The sequence below is a fragment of the Arthrobacter sp. EpRS71 genome (assembly GCF_001512285.1).
GTDB lineage: Bacteria > Actinomycetota > Actinomycetes > Actinomycetales > Micrococcaceae > Arthrobacter.
On sequence record NZ_LNUV01000006.1, the window covers coordinates 758,787 to 773,748 of the forward strand.

Here is a 14,962-nt window from a genome sequence, read left to right on the forward strand (position 1 = left end):
GTCTGGTTGCGGTGGTCAGTTGGAGGCAAGCAGGGGAATGGTTTCTTCAGCGCGTTCCGGGCCCAGGGCGGAATATCCGCCGTCCACAGCCCAGTCCGCGCCGGTTACGAAGCTGGCTTGGTCACCGGCGAGGAACGCGACGACGTCACCCACCTCGTGCGGTCGGCCCACGCGCTTGAGTGCATGGAACGGGGCGGCCACGGAGTCTGTCTTCTCGAGGTTCCCGTTGCTGAGCGAGTCCATGATGTTGCTCCACACCCAGCCGGGGCTCACGGAATTTACCCGGATGCCGTCCGCTGCGAAGTCCACGGCCATGCTCCGGGTGACTTGGACCAGGGCTGCTTTGCTGGCGGGGTAGAGCCAGCGGCCGGTCTGGGCTACTGAGCTGGAAATGGAGGTGAAGTTGATGATGGCGCCGTGGCCGGACGCCTTGAGGTAGGGGCGGGCCGCGTTGCTCGCCACCACGGCGCTGACCAGGTTGACGTTGAGTGCTTCGAGCCAGTCGGCTCGCCCGGAGGCTGCGCCGTCGTCCTTGTAAGTGCAGGCGAGGTTCACCAGGATGTCCACGCTTCCGTGCTGTGCAGCCGTGCCGCTGACCAGCAGGTTCACGGCGTCATCATCAGTGATGTCCGTATGGGAGTAGGTGATTCCTGCGCCCAGCCCGGCGGTGAGTGAGGCGCCGTCGGGGTCTATATCCGCCACCACCACCGTGGCTCCTGCGTCCCGCAATGCGGTGACCACGCCCTGGCCAACCTTGGTGGCTCCGCCGGTAACAATTGCTGTCCTGCCCTGGAGTGCTGACATGTGCCGAACCCTTTCCCGCGATGACGATGTTACGTAAATATGACGTGCGTCATATTTGATCCTGTAAGCGACTCTAGGCAGCCACTGCCGGAGGGAATATCCACTTGGCGCGGCAATTATCCGAATGACGCAGGGTCTTCCTCTTCCTCGTGCCAACCAACCCATGCCGCGGAAGTGAGGTGGATTTCCCTGGCCTGAAGCTCCGCCGCCCAGAGTTCGAAGTGGCTCCTGTCCCATTCGTCCCTGCGGTCATGTACCACCTTGATGTTCTTCACTGGTCCTCACCTCGCTTCGGCTGTTGGTATGGTTTGTGAGCTGCGTCATACTTGTCTTAAAAGCGACTCTAGACAGACGTTGCACTCCGGAATATCCACTTGGCGCGGGGATCATCCGAAAGACGAAAAGCTCCAAAACCGTGTGACGCAATGACCCGTGAAGTAGGTGGCGGATGGTCAGGATTCTTGCCCGTGATGTTTTGCGCGGGCAGCCAACTATGGCCACAACCAATGTGGACGAGGCGCATGCCAAGATTGCGGAGCTGTTTTGCAGCCATGAGCTCGCCCCGCGGACGCGCACATCCTTGATGGACATGAAGCTGCGTTCCTTGCACCGTGGCGACGTTGGGATCGAATTCCTGGATTACGGGGCCGACGTTCGGATTGAACCCGAGGGCTTGCAGGATTTCCATCTGGTCCAGATCCCGTTGGCCGGACACGCTTCCATGCAAGTGGGCTCCAGCACGGTGGAATCCAGTCCCCGCATGGCCACGGTTCCGCCTATCGACCGCCCATTTTCCATGAGCTGGGACGGCGGCAGTCCGCACCTGATTGTCTACGTGAGGCGCTCCGCACTGGAGCGGGTGGCCGGGCAGTTGTACGGAAACAGCGCCGTGGATCTGGGCTACGGCATGGACCTTTCAGGTGCCGCCGGCCGCGCATTCTTGAGGTCCGTCGTCGAGCTTCATGACGACATGATCAGCCAGCCACGGGCCGCGGCTCCCGCGTTTGTGCAGGGTTTGCTGGCGGACAGCATGGTGTCACGCTTGCTGATGGCGATGGAGCTGCCCAGTGGTGAGATCCGGGATGCCGAGTCTGAAAGCCGGTTGGTCCGGGAATGCCGCGAGCTGTTGGAGCGGCATGCTTTCGAGGAACTCACCGTGCCGGACATCGCCGAGTGCTTGGGTGTCTCAGTCCGAACGCTGCAAACAGCCCTCCGGGCGGAAACCGGTGCGACGCCGTCGGAGCTGTTGCGCAGTATCCGGCTGGACCGTGCCCGGGAGATGCTTCTCGAAGCGAACCCCCGCGAGCAGAGCGTCACGGCAGTGGCTGAGCTATGCGGCTTCACGCACCAGGGGCGCTTCTCTGCTCTCTACGTGAAGGCCTTCGGCGAGCTGCCCAGCGAGAGCCTGCGCCGCTAGGCAAGGGCATCTGCAGCCGCGGAGATCATTGTGAATCGCGCAGAATGCGGGGCAGGAATCCCAGCCGATCCAGCTCCCGAACCAGGAGGGGTGTTAGCTCACTCGGGGCGAGGCGAAGCCGGTAGGATCTCTTGCCTTCCGCGACCGGTTCAATGACTCCGCGGTCCAAGAGTTTTCGAATGTCTTGGCTTCGTGTCGCGGCTGAGCCCGTGAACGCTGAACTAAGGTCTCCCGCCTTCACTTCGACTCTGCGCGCGATGATTTTCAAGGCGAGGGCTTCTTCTCCGGTAAAGCGCGATGACGCAAGGCCTCTTTCGATAGCGGGAATCAGGAGACCTTCCGTGACGAAGTCCTTGTTGCCGAGTTTCACCAATCTGCTGAGGTCCGTCAACAATCCTTCCAAGACGTAATTCGACCAGCGAATCAAAGATTCGGGTTCGAGGGAGTCGGCGTCTTCGAGCCGTTCGTAGTAGAGGTCGCGGTTCTCCCCAAATACGGCCGTTGGGTTGAGGGCTCCGTATCCAGCGGCGTCGGAGAACCCTTGCTGTCGCATGGCTGCGTACGTCAGGAGTCTCCCGACTCGACCGTTCCCATTGCCGAAAGGATGAATCCAGACGAACCGATGGTGGGCAAGTGCGATCTTCAGCAACTCATAGTTCTGATCCACATCTTCATTGATGAAGTCCAGGAGTGCCGTCATGTCACCGTGCACGCTCCCCGGCGGTGGGGGTCGGTGCGCCGAGCCACTGATGATGACATCGGCGAGTCTGTAAGCGCCAGGCGTGCGGTCCCCTTCGCGTACTAAGCCGGTAACGGATATGCGGTGCAGCTCCCGGACGAACCCATGCGTCAGTGCCGTCCCCCGGTCAATGGCGGAGTCGACGAAGGCTGTTGCTTCTTGAAGCTGGACAATTTCTTGGACCCCATCGTCCGTCGCGACGTCAGTGCGGTTCGCGTGCTGAACACCGGCAACAGCATCGACAATTGACGTGCGGTTGCCTTCGATACGTGCGCTCATGATGCTCGACAGCAATTGAAACAGAGTGCGGAGCTGCGCGAAGACCTCGGGAGGGGTGGTTCCTTCCCCTAAAGCTGCGCGAACCCGTTCAAGTTGGATGATGGCTTTCGCCAACGGAGAGCTAAAGGGAAACTCGGGAAACTCAAGTGGTCTCACGCGCAGAACTTTCGAAGGGCGACAGCAACAATTAAGAGCATGAGGCAATTCTGCCGTAAAAATCAAGGATTCTCTGATCCCGCGCCAGTGCAAGATTTAAATCAGCTGCGCCCAACACTTAAGGTGTTGTCTGCCTGTCACGCCTCCAGCACGTACGTCTTCAGATCGTCCAGCGTCTGCTGCATGTGGGCGTCCATGGCGAGCCGCGCTTCCTGCGGATTGCGGGATTCCAAAGCCGCGGCGATCTTCCGGTGATGTCCTATCGCGTGTTCCTGGATCTCGGGGAACGCTGAAGTCTCAGCGCGCCGGGCCTCCAGTACCCTATGCAGGGGTTCGAAAAGCACGGCCACAAAGACGTTGCCGGAAGCGTGCAGGATGACGTCGTGAAAGGCGAGGTCGGCTTCGACAAACCCTGCGAGGTCGTTGACTTCGTGGGAGGCCTGCATCTTCTCCACGTGGTCCCGGAGTGCGGCGAGCTCAGCGTCGGTAATGCGTTCGGCGGCCAGTTCGCATGCGCCGGTTTCGAGCATCCTGCGGAGCTCGATCAATTGGATCGCGGCGGCCGCGTCCTTGGTTCCTTCGGAGGCGGCACGCAGCACGGCTTCCAGGGATGCCCACTGATTGAGGGGGTTGACGAAGGTTCCGCGGCCGCGTTCGACGCTGAGAATCCGCTGCGCCTCGAGCGTTTTCATGGCCTCGCGCACGGTCATGCGGCTCACCTCGTGTTTGGCGCTGAGCTCCAGCTCGCCCGGTACAACCGTTCCGGGCGGAAACTCGCCCGCGATGATGCGGTCCAGCAGCTCATCAGCGACGACGCCTACCAGCGACTTACGTGCCATGTATCCCCATTTCCTGTACTTCTGACCGCCCGGCTCCCCTCGGATTTCCCTCGGGACGGGTGGATGTCAGACATCTTACGCTGGCGGTGGCCAGCTTGTTTCCCAAAACTCAGCAAGTGCCTGTGCGCAGTGTTCGGGCTGTTCCCAGTGGACGTTATGGCCGGCGCCCGGGATGGCTTTCAACCGGCGAGCCGGGCTTTCGGCCACAAATGCGCGCATCTGTTCCATAGGGCGCACCCGATCTTCCGTCCCGGCGATCACCATCAGTGGCGCGTGGACGCGCCCCGGCACTGAAGGTTCGACGCCGGACATGGCCGCCACAGCGCTGGCGGACAGAACCGGGAAGGGGGTACTGAATCCGGCGCTGAGCCGCACCATGTCTGCTGCGGGCAGCTCCCCGTACCAGGCGTGCATGAGCTTGGCTATGGTCCCGGAATCGAAGAATCCCTGGTCCAGCTGCGAGCTGAGCACCGTCTTGAACCCTTGGTTCTGCGGCACGGGCGCCATGCCCACCAAGGTCAGTGAGGCCACCAGGTCGGGACGGGCTGCCGCGAGTGTCAACGAAACACTGCCGCCCATCGAATGTCCCACTAGATGCACCGCATCCCGGCTGACGGGCACCGCGTCCCGGCCTGCGGGCGCGGGACTCCGGGCGTCGAGGGCTGCTGCCACCGAAGCCGCTGCCGAGTCCAGGGTCCATTCGAAGTCCGGCGGCAATTCCTCGCCCGGGTGGTAGCCGGGGAGGTCCACAATCCAGACCTCCCGGCCGGCGTCGAGCAATTTTTTGGCGAGGGGTTCCCAGTACACGGAACCGGAGGCCCAACCGTGGATCAGCACTGCCGGAACGGGCTGACCTGCGGGAATGGCAGGCGTGAGAACGTTCACGAACGGGAGCGGAACAACGCTGTCAGCCATCCACCCAGCCTAGTGATGCGCAGCACCTTGCGCGGTCAAGAGCCGTGTGTCACACTAATTCAAATGTTAGATGTCTGACATCTTACATTCACCAAACCGCTACAGAGATTTCCCACGATGGAGTGCACAGTGACCCTTGAAGCCGACGTTCTGGCCGCTTTCCCGGCGGAAGTCCAGATTCCTGCTCAGTTGGTTGCCGACGCCGTAGCTGCGTCCTCGGCAACGTCTCCCCGCGTCCTGGTAGTCCTCGACGACGACCCCACCGGCACGCAATCCGTGGCGGATCTGGCCGTGCTCACCCGTTGGGACGTCGCGGACTTCACCTGGGCTTTCACCCACATCCGTGAGAACCAGACCAAGCCTGCTGTCTACGTCCTCACCAACACCCGCAGCCTCGACCCGGCCGAAGCCGCCGCGCGCAACGAGGAAATCGTGCGTAATGCATTGGCGGCAGCAGCGCCCGCGGGTCTGGCGCTGGGTTTCGTCAGCCGCAGCGACTCCACCCTCCGCGGCCACTACCCGCTGGAACCGGACGTCATCGCCGCCACCGTGGCCGCCGAGACAGGTGAAGCCACCGACGGTGTGGTGATCGTTCCCGCATTCCCCGACGCCGGACGCGTCACCATCGGCGGCGTGCACTACATGCGTGGCGACGCCGGCTCCCTCACCCCTGTTGCGGAGACGGAATTCGCCAAGGACGCGAGCTTTGGTTTCGCCAACTCCGAGATGGCCAAGTATGTGGAGGAGAAGTCGCAGGGCCGATTCCCGGCCAGCGACGTGATCGTCCTGGACCTGAACATCATCCGCGCCGGAGCATCCGCGCAGGATCCCACCATCTCCGCCAAAGCGATCGCCGACGCCCTGGAATCCGCCACCAATTCCACGCCGATCGTGGCCGACATCGTCACCGAGAACGACTTCCGTGCCCTCGCCCTGGGCTTGGAGGAAGCAGAACGCCGCGGCAAGAAACTCCTCTACCGTGTTGGTCCGCCCTTCGTCAGGGGCCGCATCGGGCAGGAGATCCGTACGGCGCTGACGTCCGAGGAAGCCTTCGCGGGCAACACTCCCTCCACAGCGGGCGGCTTGATTGTGGTGGGCTCCCACGTTGGCGTCACCACCCGGCAACTCAATGACCTCACAGCCGCGCACAGCTCGGCCCGGACCATCGAGATCGACGTCGAGAAGCTCATTGCCGGAACCAAAACCGAGGGCGAAGCAGAAGCTGACGCCTACATCGAAACCGTCGTGTCCGACGTCGTGGACGCCCTTCACCAGGGCGACGTCATAGTCCACACCAGCCGCCTGCTCATCAAAACCGACGACGCCGCAGCGAGCCTGAAGATCGCCCGCACCGTCTCGGCCGCCGTCGTCGCCGTGGTGAACCGGACACTGAAGACCTTCCCGCCGCGGTTCGTCATCGCCAAGGGCGGCATCACGTCCTCGGACGTCGCCGCGCACGGCCTGGAAATCCGCCACGCGATTGTCCGCGGACCCATGCTCCCGGGCATCGTCTCGCTGTGGGAGCCGGTGGACGGCCCCGCAAAGGGCATCCCGTACATCGTCTTCGCCGGCAACGTGGGCGACGACCAGTCCTTGACGCACGTCACCCGCAAGCTCAGCGCCACTTTCTGACAGCCAAAATTCAATGGAGAACACCATGACCAGCAGCAACTACACCGTCACCGTCCTGGGCCTCGGCGCCATGGGCCTGCCCATGGCAACCCGGCTCGCCTCCGAGCTGACCGTCCACGGCTTCGACATTGCCGAACCCCGCCTGGAACTCGCAGCAGCGGCCGGTATCAAAACCTTCGCTTCAGCCCGCGAAGCGTCCCAGGACGCCGACGCGTTGCTGTTGGCCGTCCGCAATGGCGAGCAGCTCAACGATGTCCTCTTCGGCGAGAACGGCGTGGCCTCGGTGCTGAAGCCGGGCGCCGTCGTAATCCTCGGCAGCACCGTGGGCACCGAAGCCATCCCCGCCACGGTCGCCAAGCTGGCCGAATACGGCGTCGCCCTGGTTGACGCTCCGCTGTCCGGCGGCCCCAAGCGTGCCGGCGAAGGCGACCTCCTGATCGTTGTGGGCGCCGAGCCCGAGGCACTCGAGAGGGCGCGCCCCGCCCTTGAGCTGCTGGCCTCCACCCTGAGCATCGTGGGCGACAAACCCGGCGATGGCCAGGCGCTGAAGACCGTCAACCAGCTCCTGTGCGGCGTCCACATCGCCGCCGCCGCGGAAGCCATGGCCCTCGCAGACGCCCTCGGCCTCGACCAAGCCAAGACCCTCGCCGCGCTGGAAGCAGGCGCCGCCGGTTCCTTCATGCTGTCCAACCGCGGCCCGCGCATCCTCGAGGCCTACACCGAGGATGGTGCCGAGGTCCTCAGCCGCCTGGACATCTTCGTCAAGGACATGGGCATCGTGGGCAAGGCAACCCGGGCCGCCGGCCTCGCCGCACCCGTTGCTGCCGCTGCTGAACAGCTTTACCTTCTCGGCCAGGCCCAGGGCCTCGCCGCCGCCGACGACTCCGCCGTCATCAAGGTTGTTGCGCCCTCCAAGCGCACCGCCTAACCACCCCCAACAAAGAACCCGCGACGACGGCGGTCCCCCCTTCGCCGTCGTCGCCACCTCCGCCGGTCTTCCCTAGACTGGTATGTCAAAGGAGACACCCCCAATGAATCCCCTCGTTAACTCGTTGATGGTTCAGGCGGCCGACGCCCCCGCCATCAAGCCCGCAGTAGAGCTGGGAACACCGCTTCTGCTGACCATCGCTGCGGCCGGTATCGCCCTGTTGCTGGTGCTGATCATCCGCTTCAAAATCCAGGCTTTCGTTGCCCTGCTGGCCGTCAGCATCCTGGTGGGCGTCGCAGCCCAGATCCCGCTCAAGGACATCTTCACCGTGGTGACCACGGGCGTTGGCAGCACCATGGGCAAGGTGGCGTTGCTGATCGCGCTCGGAGCCATCCTTGGCCGCATGATCGAGGTATCCGGTGGAGTGCAGTCGCTGGCAACCCACTTCACGGAGAAGCTCGGAGCCAAGCGCGTTGCTGTCGCTTTGACGGCCGTGGGCTTCCTGGTGGCCATCCCCGTGTTCTTCGAGGTTGGCGTGATCGTGCTGGTCCCCATCGTCTACGCCTTCGCCAAGATCGCGAACGTTCACCCCATCAAGTTCGGCCTTCCCATGGCCGGCATCATGCTGTCCATCCACGTGGCGGTCCCGCCGCACCCGGGCATCGTGGCCGGCGCCGGCGTCTTTGGCGCGGACATCGGACTCATCACCATGATCTCGCTGATCATCTGCATCCCTCTGGGCTTCCTGTCCTACTGGGTTGCCAGCATCATGAACCGCAAGGAGTACGAGCTCCTTCCCGGTGTGAAGCAGCAGGTGGAAGAGTTCGGTTCCGATTCCCTGGTCCACGTGGGCCACGATGGTCCCGGCGCCCGCGCAATCGCTCCTCCCCGTCCCGGCCTGATCATGTTCCTGATCGCCGCTCCGATCGCCCAGATTCTCCTCGGCACCGTCGGCACACTGACTATCCCCAAGGACAACTACTGGTACGGCGTGGCCGCGTTCATCGGCAACCCGTTCTTCGCACTCCTGGTCGCTGTGGCCCTCTCCTTCTTCTTGCTGGCTGTACGCCGCAACTGGTCCCTCAAGGAAACCGGCGAAATCTTCGAAGGCGCGCTGCCTCCCATCGCGTCCATCCTCATGGTGGTTGCTGCAGGCGGCGTCTTCGGTGAAGTCCTCCGCACCTCGGGCATCGGCGCCGCACTGTCCCACACGCTGGACAGCCTTGGCCTTCCGGTGATTGTGCTCGGCTTCGTCATCTCCCTGGCACTGCGCGCCGCGCAGGGTTCGGCCACGGTGGCAATCGTGACCACCACCGGCCTGCTCACGTCCGCTGTGATGGAAGGCGGCTACTCGCCGGCCCAGATCGCCGTGATCGTCATCGCCATCGGTTTCGGCTCGCTGGGCCTGTCCCACGTCACTGACGCAGGGTTCTGGACCGTGATCCGCTACTACGGCCTCACGGTTTCCGACGGCCTCAAGACCTGGACCGTTCTCACCACCATCCTGGGCCTGGCCGGCTTCGCCCTGACATACGTCGCCTGGATCCTGGTGGGAGGCCTGGCCCACTGATGCGCACCACACTCGATCAGCTGGTCACCTCAGCCCTGGCATCCGGCTCTGCCGTTCCGGCCTTCACCTGCTACGACTTCACCACCGCGCTGGCTGTAGTGTCGGCGGCGGAAGAAGCCCGGCTCGGCGTGATCCTGCTGGTGGCTCCGAAGACCGCCTCCACACCCAACGGCCTGCGCCTCATTGCAGCCCTGCGTGGCCTCGCTGACGACGCCAGCGTCCCGGTTTCGGTCCAATTGGACCACGCCTCGGATTTGCAGGTCATCCGTGATTCCGTGGCCGCTGGCGCGGACGCCGTCCTGGCCGACGGTTCGTCCTTGCCCTACGAGGACAACATCGCCTTGGTCCGCGAAGTCCGTGCCGCGCTGAACGCGCACGGTGCTTCCGGCGTCGTGATTGAGGCAGAACTGGGCGGCCTTGCGGGCGATGAGGACAAAGCCTTCGGTACCGATGATTCAGCGCACGACGCCGGCGCATCCGTTGCGGGGCTCACGGACCCTGCGCAGGTGGCCGACTTCGTGGAGCGAACAGGTGCGCAACTGCTGGCCGTGGCCGTGGGCAACGTGCACGGCAAGTACAAGGGCGAGCCAAACATCCGCTGGGACGTGCTTCAGGATGTTGCCGCGAAGACCGGCGTGCCGTTGGTGCTGCATGGTGCATCGGGCATTCCCGCGGACCAGCTCGCGAAAGCACCATCCATGAACGTGGGCAAGGTGAACTTCAACACGGAGCTGCGCACCGGCATCCTCTCCACGCTGGAGGCCGAAACCGCAGCGCACCGCGCCGATGGCGAGAACCTCCAAGGCTTGCTGGCCCAGTGGAACGGCTCGGCTGCGAGCTTCGCAGGCGCCACGCTGGAGTTGCTCAGCGCCTGACGAGCAGCTCAAGAACATAGGGAGGCTAGGATCAAAACATGATCCTGGCCTCCCTGATTTTTGCGACGATTGCCGCCCTGCTCCACGTCTACATCTTCACCATGGAGTCCATTACCTGGACCAAGCCCAAGACGTGGAAAACGTTCAGCATCACTTCGCAGGCGGACGCGGAAACCACCAAGCCTCTCGCCTACAACCAGGGTTTCTATAACCTGTTCCTGGCCATTGGCGCCTTGATCGGCATCATCGCGGTAGCCATGGGAGCAACCCAAGTGGGGTGGACCCTCGTCTTCAGCAGCTGTGGCTCCATGCTCCTGGCCGCCCTGGTGCTTGCAGCCAGCGGCAAAAAGTACCTCCGCGCCGCAACGCTCCAAGGCACCACGCCGCTGCTCGCCGTTCTTCTGGGTGTGTTGGCACTGACCTTGGTCTGACACTCCGTGGGTGTCCGTAAATCCTTCCCCGGCCCGCAGTTCCGTCGCTGGCCAGCAACGGAATCGCGGGCCGGCGACGGAACAGGTTGGCTTAGTGCTCAGGCGGACCATCCTGTGCCGCAGCGGGATCCATCCAAAGGACCTCCCAGTGGTGGCCATCCAGATCACTGAACGCGCGGCTGTACATGAATCCCATGTCCTGGGCCTCGTAGGTTTCGGATCCGCCGGCTTCCAATGCCTTGGCGGCCAACGCGTCCACGTCTTCGCGGCTGTCGGCAGAAAGGGCCAGAATTGCCGCCGTCGAGTTCTTGGTGTCAGCGATGGGCTGCTTGGTGAACTGACTGAATTTGTCGTGGGTCAGGAGCATCGTGTAGATGGTGTCGCTGAAGACGACGCAAGCGGCAGTCTCATCGGTGAAATTCGGGTTGATGGTGTAGCCAAGGGCGGTGTAGAAGGCTTTGGATGCTTCGAGGTCGGCGACGGGCAGGTTCACGAAAATCGACGTAGTCATGCATCTGATCCTGCCGGTGTTTCCACGAGCCGTCCAGACCCTTCCCTCCACAACGGCAGGGGCACTACTGACACGCTGCGTCCTGACTCGTCAAGGAGATGGCCCAGCCGCTTGTAGGTCCTCACCACTGCCTGCCGTGAAATCACCGTACTGCCGGGTGCCCGCTCGGCCAGCTCCCGCTCAAACGCTTGCGCTTCCAAGTAATCCCGTACCCACAATGTGACCACCAGGTTCTGTGTACCCAGTACTTGGGCGCTGAGGCGACAGTTGGGTTGCGCGGCAAAGTAGCTGCCTATGTCATCAACGGAGTGCGCCGGGATGTTGAGCATGAGGGTGACCTCCCGCAGGCCCCTGTTTGCTGCCGTTGAGGCGTCGCACCTCAGCGTGATGTAGCCGGAAGCGAGGAAGCGCTCCACCCGCCGTCGGGCGGTCTGGGGTGAGACGTTGCAGGCGGCGCCGAGTTCCGCCCAACTGGCCCGGCCATCCTTGGCGAGCTCCTCCAGCAGCGAGGCATCCAATCGATCCGGTGCATAGCCGGCGGGGGCTTCCTTTGATGGCGTTGAGACCTGCCGCGCACGTCCGGGTTCCAGTGTGCCGCTGCGCCATTCCGAGGCCTGGCGGTACAGCTTGGTAACGAAAACCACCTCGCGGTGCGTGACGCCGGGAAGCTTCGGAAAAGAATCAGTGATGATGTCCATGAGTTCCTCATGGCTGGAGGCAAAGCAATCCATGAAGACGTCATGGGAGCCGGTCACCAAGGACACTGTGCCGAAGGCAGGCTCCGCACAAAGCCGGCGAATGAGCTCCTCACTTTCGCCCGGGAGCGAGGAAAGTTGGATGAAGGCAGACCAACCCGCGCTGAGGTACCGCTGACCGGGAGATGGCGTGATCCATGCCAGCTTCCCCTCGGCCAAAGCCTGCCATCGTCGCGCCACGGTGGGCCCTGAGAGTCCAAGAGCATCCGCAATCCGACTCCATTCCGCCCGCGGGTTGATCTGGAGTGCGTTGACGATTTCGAGGTCAAGCTCAGAGATTATGGCTGATTCGTTCAATTTTTCCTGCTTTTAGTGGGTTTTGAACAATTCCACGGCCAGTGTAGACGACGGTCGTAGCGTTGTGACTCGCATCACGAGAATGTCGTCAACCAAGGCTCAAGACCCCCAAGGAAGCACATGGCAAGCACCGCAGCCCCTCCCACCACGTCAGCCATGACCCGCCGGAGCATTGCAGGAATGATCCTGGCAATGGCTCTCATCGAATCGCTCAGCGGAGTGACACAGGGATACCTGAGTCCCATCCTGCCCGCGCTGGGACCGGTCTTCGAGATTGACGATCCCACCATCAACGGCATTTTCCTCATCTCCAACGTCAGTTTCGCCGTTCTCACGCCCATCATTTCCAGGCTTGGGGACAGCTACGGCTACCGCCTGGTGTTGCGCTGGTCCACGGCCGTGGTGACTGTTGGCGTGCTGCAAATGGCGCTGTGGCCGTCGTTGTGGACGGTGACGCTGGGCGTCGTCATGCTGACCTGCGTGGTGGGGTTCATCCCGCTGATGATGGGAATCCTGCGCGTCACTAGCCCTGCACACACACGCACTGGCGTCAGCGTCATGATCGGCATGCTCATGATCATGGTGGGTGCCGGCGGACTGCTGGCCGGAATCGTTGGGGTCACCGATCCGACGCTCGGCTTCTGGGTGGCGGTTCCCTTCGCCGTGGCCGCCTTTGTTTGTTCCTTCTTACTGCCCGACGCCGGGGTCCCGACCCGTGAGGGCATGGCCCTTGCGCCGTTGCTGGCTTGCTCTTTGGGATTGATTGGTTTTGTGGTGGCGCTCTCCATGGCGCCGGAATGGGGCTGGCTGGATGCCCGCACACTCACCGCCGGCGTGCTGGGCTTAGCCCTTTTGGCTTATTGGGCCAAACGTGACTTTAGTGCCATCCAGGGCCGCCGGTTCATGGATCTGCGAATGCTGGCCAATCCCCGGATCCGCGCTATTTCGCTGGCCACGTTCTTCTTCGGCTTTGCTTCCATCAGCTACTTCGGAACCAACGGCATTTTCCTGCACTCCAACCCGGACAAGACCGGCTACGGCTTCGGCCTCAGCCCGCTCATGATCGCTGTGGTCCTTGCCTCGGCTTCAGTCCTGTCGCTGGCTTCCTCACTCCTGACGGCGAGGGCGCTCCGCCAGTTCGGTGAACGCGCCACCCTGGTCTTCGCGGGCGTCCTGTTGGCGTGCGGCTTTGTAGTGATGTTGCTGGGCCACAGCTCCTTTGCCGGGTATTGCGTTGGCTTCGCGATGTTCAACCTCAGCTTGGGAATGTACCAAGCAGGCACTCGAGCGCTGTCCGTGGAAGGTGTTCCTGTGGAGGAAACGTCCACAGCGGCCGGGTTGAACGAACTGGCGTTGTCCGTGGGCATCGCGGTGGGCGCCGCTGTGGTGAAGCTGATCTCTTCCGCGTCCGTTGATTCCGGACACATCAGCGAAGCCGGATTGTTCACCATCTGGGGAGCGCTGGCCGTCGCTGCGCTGATAGCCGCCGCTGCAAGTGCGCGTTACCCGAAGCGTCAGGCCGCCGAGGTGACGGCATGATGGCTGAACTCAACAGCGCGAGCCGTGGCGCCGCCGTCGTACTGCCCTCCCTAGAGGAAGTTCATGCCGCGCTGGAGGGCCACGTGGAGCGTTGGACGCCCGAAATCCTCGATCTGAGCCACGCAATCCATGCCGATCCGGAACTCGGTGGCCAGGAGTTCAGGGCCGTCAAACGCGTTCGGAGTGTGCTGCGAAAGGCGGGCTTCACGTTCGACGAAGCGCAGCCTGAAGAGCCCACGGCATTCAGTGCACGCTTCGGATCCGGCGAGCTCGTGGTGGCACTGTGCGTGGAGTACGACGCCCTGCCCGCAATCGGCCATGCCTGTGGACACAACGTCAACGCAGCAAGCGCGGTGGGGGCAGCATTGGCACTGGCGGCGGTGGCCCATGAGCTGGACATCACCGTCAAAGTTCTCGGCACGCCGGCGGAAGAGACCACCGGCGGCAAAGTGGACCTGATTGATGCGGGCTTCTTCGACGACGTCTCGCTGGCCATGATGGTCCACGCCGGCGCAGCGGATGTGGTGGGTGGATCGTCCCTGGCCATGTCCATGTGGGATGTGCTGTTCGAAGGGCGTCCGGCCCACGCGGCGGCTGCGCCATCTGAGGGAGTCAACGCGCTGGATGCGTTGGTGGTGGCGCAGTTGGCGATTGCCCTGGCCCGGCAGCAACTGCCGGCAGGCTCCGTCGTGTCGCTGATCGTCACCGAAGGCGGCAGTGCGGTCAACGTGATTCCTGAGCGCAGCCGGGCAAGTGTGGAAATGCGGGCACCGGGCATTGATCAACTGCGCGTCATCCAGGGCAAAGTCCGGCGCTGCTTGGAGGCCGGTGCCCACGCGAGCGGTTGCACGCTCCACGTGACGCCCTCAGGCAATGATTATGCCGAACTACGCCAGGATCGGTATCTGTCCACGGCTTACCAGGAAGCAATGAAAGCCAGGGGGAGGGACGTTGCCTTCAACGCAGATCCTGTGGCCTCGACGGACATGGGAAACGTGTCGCAACTGGTGCCGAGCATCCACCCGATGGTGGGTTACGACGTCCGCGGCGCCGCACACCACACGGCGGAGTTCGCGGCCTTCGGCGCATCGGCAGGAGCTGACAAAGCAGTGGTGGACGGATCCTTTGGACTGGCAGCAGCGGCATGCGCTGCTGCTGTGGACCCGGCACAGCGGGAACGCTTGCTACAAAGGCCACGCACCTAGAACCGCACGGCCCGCCTGCTGGCCCGGCCCCTCGCCCGGGCGGACAATGAAGGCAGCACGCACGTGCGTG

The 14,962-nt window shown here is 63.2% G+C and carries 15 protein-coding genes; 8 read left to right on the top strand and 7 right to left on the bottom strand.

The window, feature by feature from the left end; translation table 11 throughout:
* Positions 1–15 precede the first annotated feature (15 nt).
* Both AR689_RS13720 and AR689_RS23345 read right to left on the bottom strand, forming a co-directional pair.
* The gene (locus AR689_RS13720) at positions 16–804 is read right to left on the bottom strand and encodes an SDR family oxidoreductase (protein WP_062070999.1); all 789 of its coding nucleotides are present in this window, start codon (positions 802–804) and stop codon (positions 16–18) included.
* A 116-nt stretch (positions 805–920) separates the two neighbouring features.
* A complete protein-coding gene (locus AR689_RS23345; RefSeq protein WP_197412881.1) occupies positions 921–1,079 on the bottom strand; it encodes a hypothetical protein in 159 nt (52 codons plus the stop codon).
* A 218-nt stretch (positions 1,080–1,297) separates the two neighbouring features.
* On the opposite strand from AR689_RS23345, the gene AR689_RS13725 reads away from it, so the two are divergent.
* Positions 1,298–2,221, top strand: a complete 924-nt coding sequence (locus AR689_RS13725; RefSeq protein WP_231745520.1) for an AraC family transcriptional regulator — start codon at positions 1,298–1,300, stop codon at positions 2,219–2,221.
* Between the two features lie 25 nt (positions 2,222–2,246).
* Here the strand turns inward: AR689_RS13725 and AR689_RS13730 are convergent, their stop codons facing one another.
* From AR689_RS13730 to AR689_RS13740, 3 genes are all read right to left on the bottom strand, one after another.
* A complete protein-coding gene (locus tag AR689_RS13730) occupies positions 2,247–3,395 on the bottom strand; it encodes a Fic family protein (protein ID WP_156424603.1) in 1,149 nt (382 codons plus the stop codon).
* Between the two features lie 137 nt (positions 3,396–3,532).
* Positions 3,533–4,234, bottom strand: coding sequence for a FadR/GntR family transcriptional regulator (locus AR689_RS13735; RefSeq protein ID WP_062071005.1), 702 nt, complete (start codon positions 4,232–4,234; stop codon positions 3,533–3,535).
* A 75-nt stretch (positions 4,235–4,309) separates the two neighbouring features.
* On the bottom strand, positions 4,310–5,149 hold the full coding sequence (locus AR689_RS13740; protein WP_062071007.1) for an alpha/beta fold hydrolase: 840 nt from the start codon (positions 5,147–5,149) through the stop codon (positions 4,310–4,312).
* A 129-nt stretch (positions 5,150–5,278) separates the two neighbouring features.
* On the opposite strand from AR689_RS13740, the gene AR689_RS13745 reads away from it, so the two are divergent.
* From AR689_RS13745 to AR689_RS13765, 5 genes are all read left to right on the top strand, one after another.
* Complete coding sequence (locus AR689_RS13745; protein WP_062071009.1) at positions 5,279–6,781, top strand: four-carbon acid sugar kinase family protein; 1,503 nt, start codon at positions 5,279–5,281, stop codon at positions 6,779–6,781.
* 25 nt (positions 6,782–6,806) lie between these two features.
* Complete coding sequence (locus tag AR689_RS13750; RefSeq protein WP_062071010.1) at positions 6,807–7,709, top strand: NAD(P)-dependent oxidoreductase; 903 nt, start codon at positions 6,807–6,809, stop codon at positions 7,707–7,709.
* A gap of 103 nt (positions 7,710–7,812) precedes the next feature.
* On the top strand, positions 7,813–9,279 hold the full coding sequence (locus AR689_RS13755) for a GntP family transporter (protein ID WP_062071012.1): 1,467 nt from the start codon (positions 7,813–7,815) through the stop codon (positions 9,277–9,279).
* Positions 9,279–10,154: a class II fructose-bisphosphate aldolase gene (locus AR689_RS13760; RefSeq protein ID WP_062071014.1), complete on the top strand. Its 876-nt coding sequence runs from the start codon at positions 9,279–9,281 to the stop codon at positions 10,152–10,154. The genes AR689_RS13755 and AR689_RS13760 overlap by 1 nt, the downstream gene beginning before the upstream one ends.
* Positions 10,155–10,192: 38 nt before the next feature.
* Complete coding sequence (locus tag AR689_RS13765; protein ID WP_062071016.1) at positions 10,193–10,585, top strand: DUF1304 domain-containing protein; 393 nt, start codon at positions 10,193–10,195, stop codon at positions 10,583–10,585.
* A gap of 91 nt (positions 10,586–10,676) precedes the next feature.
* Here the strand turns inward: AR689_RS13765 and AR689_RS13770 are convergent, their stop codons facing one another.
* Together AR689_RS13770 and AR689_RS13775 are read right to left on the bottom strand one after the other, a co-directional pair.
* Positions 10,677–11,096, bottom strand: coding sequence for a VOC family protein (locus AR689_RS13770; protein WP_062071018.1), 420 nt, complete (start codon positions 11,094–11,096; stop codon positions 10,677–10,679).
* Positions 11,093–12,148: an Lrp/AsnC family transcriptional regulator gene (locus AR689_RS13775; protein WP_062071020.1), complete on the bottom strand. Its 1,056-nt coding sequence runs from the start codon at positions 12,146–12,148 to the stop codon at positions 11,093–11,095. Before AR689_RS13775 ends, AR689_RS13770 begins: the two co-directional genes overlap by 4 nt.
* A gap of 120 nt (positions 12,149–12,268) precedes the next feature.
* Here AR689_RS13775 and AR689_RS13780 point away from each other — a divergent pair, with 120 nt between their 5' ends.
* Together AR689_RS13780 and AR689_RS13785 are read left to right on the top strand one after the other, a co-directional pair.
* A complete protein-coding gene (locus AR689_RS13780; RefSeq protein WP_062071022.1) occupies positions 12,269–13,687 on the top strand; it encodes an MFS transporter in 1,419 nt (472 codons plus the stop codon).
* On the top strand, positions 13,684–14,892 hold the full coding sequence (locus AR689_RS13785) for a M20 family metallopeptidase (RefSeq protein WP_197412882.1): 1,209 nt from the start codon (positions 13,684–13,686) through the stop codon (positions 14,890–14,892). The genes AR689_RS13780 and AR689_RS13785 overlap by 4 nt, the downstream gene beginning before the upstream one ends.
* Positions 14,893–14,962 lie beyond the last annotated feature (70 nt).

What these genes read in the sequence shown, in the direction of transcription:
- AR689_RS13720 (WP_062070999.1), bottom strand. Translation starts at nt 804, where the DNA reads ATGTCAGCACTCCAGGGCAGGACAGCAATTGTTACCGGCGGAGCCACC.
- AR689_RS13725 (WP_231745520.1), top strand. Translation starts at nt 1,298, where the DNA reads ATGGCCACAACCAATGTGGACGAGGCGCATGCCAAGATTGCGGAGCTG.
- AR689_RS13735 (WP_062071005.1), bottom strand. Translation starts at nt 4,234, where the DNA reads ATGGCACGTAAGTCGCTGGTAGGCGTCGTCGCTGATGAGCTGCTGGAC.
- AR689_RS13740 (WP_062071007.1), bottom strand. Translation starts at nt 5,149, where the DNA reads ATGGCTGACAGCGTTGTTCCGCTCCCGTTCGTGAACGTTCTCACGCCT.
- AR689_RS13750 (WP_062071010.1), top strand. Translation starts at nt 6,807, where the DNA reads ATGACCAGCAGCAACTACACCGTCACCGTCCTGGGCCTCGGCGCCATG.
- AR689_RS13755 (WP_062071012.1), top strand. Translation starts at nt 7,813, where the DNA reads ATGAATCCCCTCGTTAACTCGTTGATGGTTCAGGCGGCCGACGCCCCC.
- AR689_RS13760 (WP_062071014.1), top strand. Translation starts at nt 9,279, where the DNA reads ATGCGCACCACACTCGATCAGCTGGTCACCTCAGCCCTGGCATCCGGC.
- AR689_RS13765 (WP_062071016.1), top strand. Translation starts at nt 10,193, where the DNA reads ATGATCCTGGCCTCCCTGATTTTTGCGACGATTGCCGCCCTGCTCCAC.
- AR689_RS13770 (WP_062071018.1), bottom strand. Translation starts at nt 11,096, where the DNA reads ATGACTACGTCGATTTTCGTGAACCTGCCCGTCGCCGACCTCGAAGCA.
- AR689_RS13780 (WP_062071022.1), top strand. Translation starts at nt 12,269, where the DNA reads ATGGCAAGCACCGCAGCCCCTCCCACCACGTCAGCCATGACCCGCCGG.
- AR689_RS13785 (WP_197412882.1), top strand. Translation starts at nt 13,684, where the DNA reads ATGATGGCTGAACTCAACAGCGCGAGCCGTGGCGCCGCCGTCGTACTG.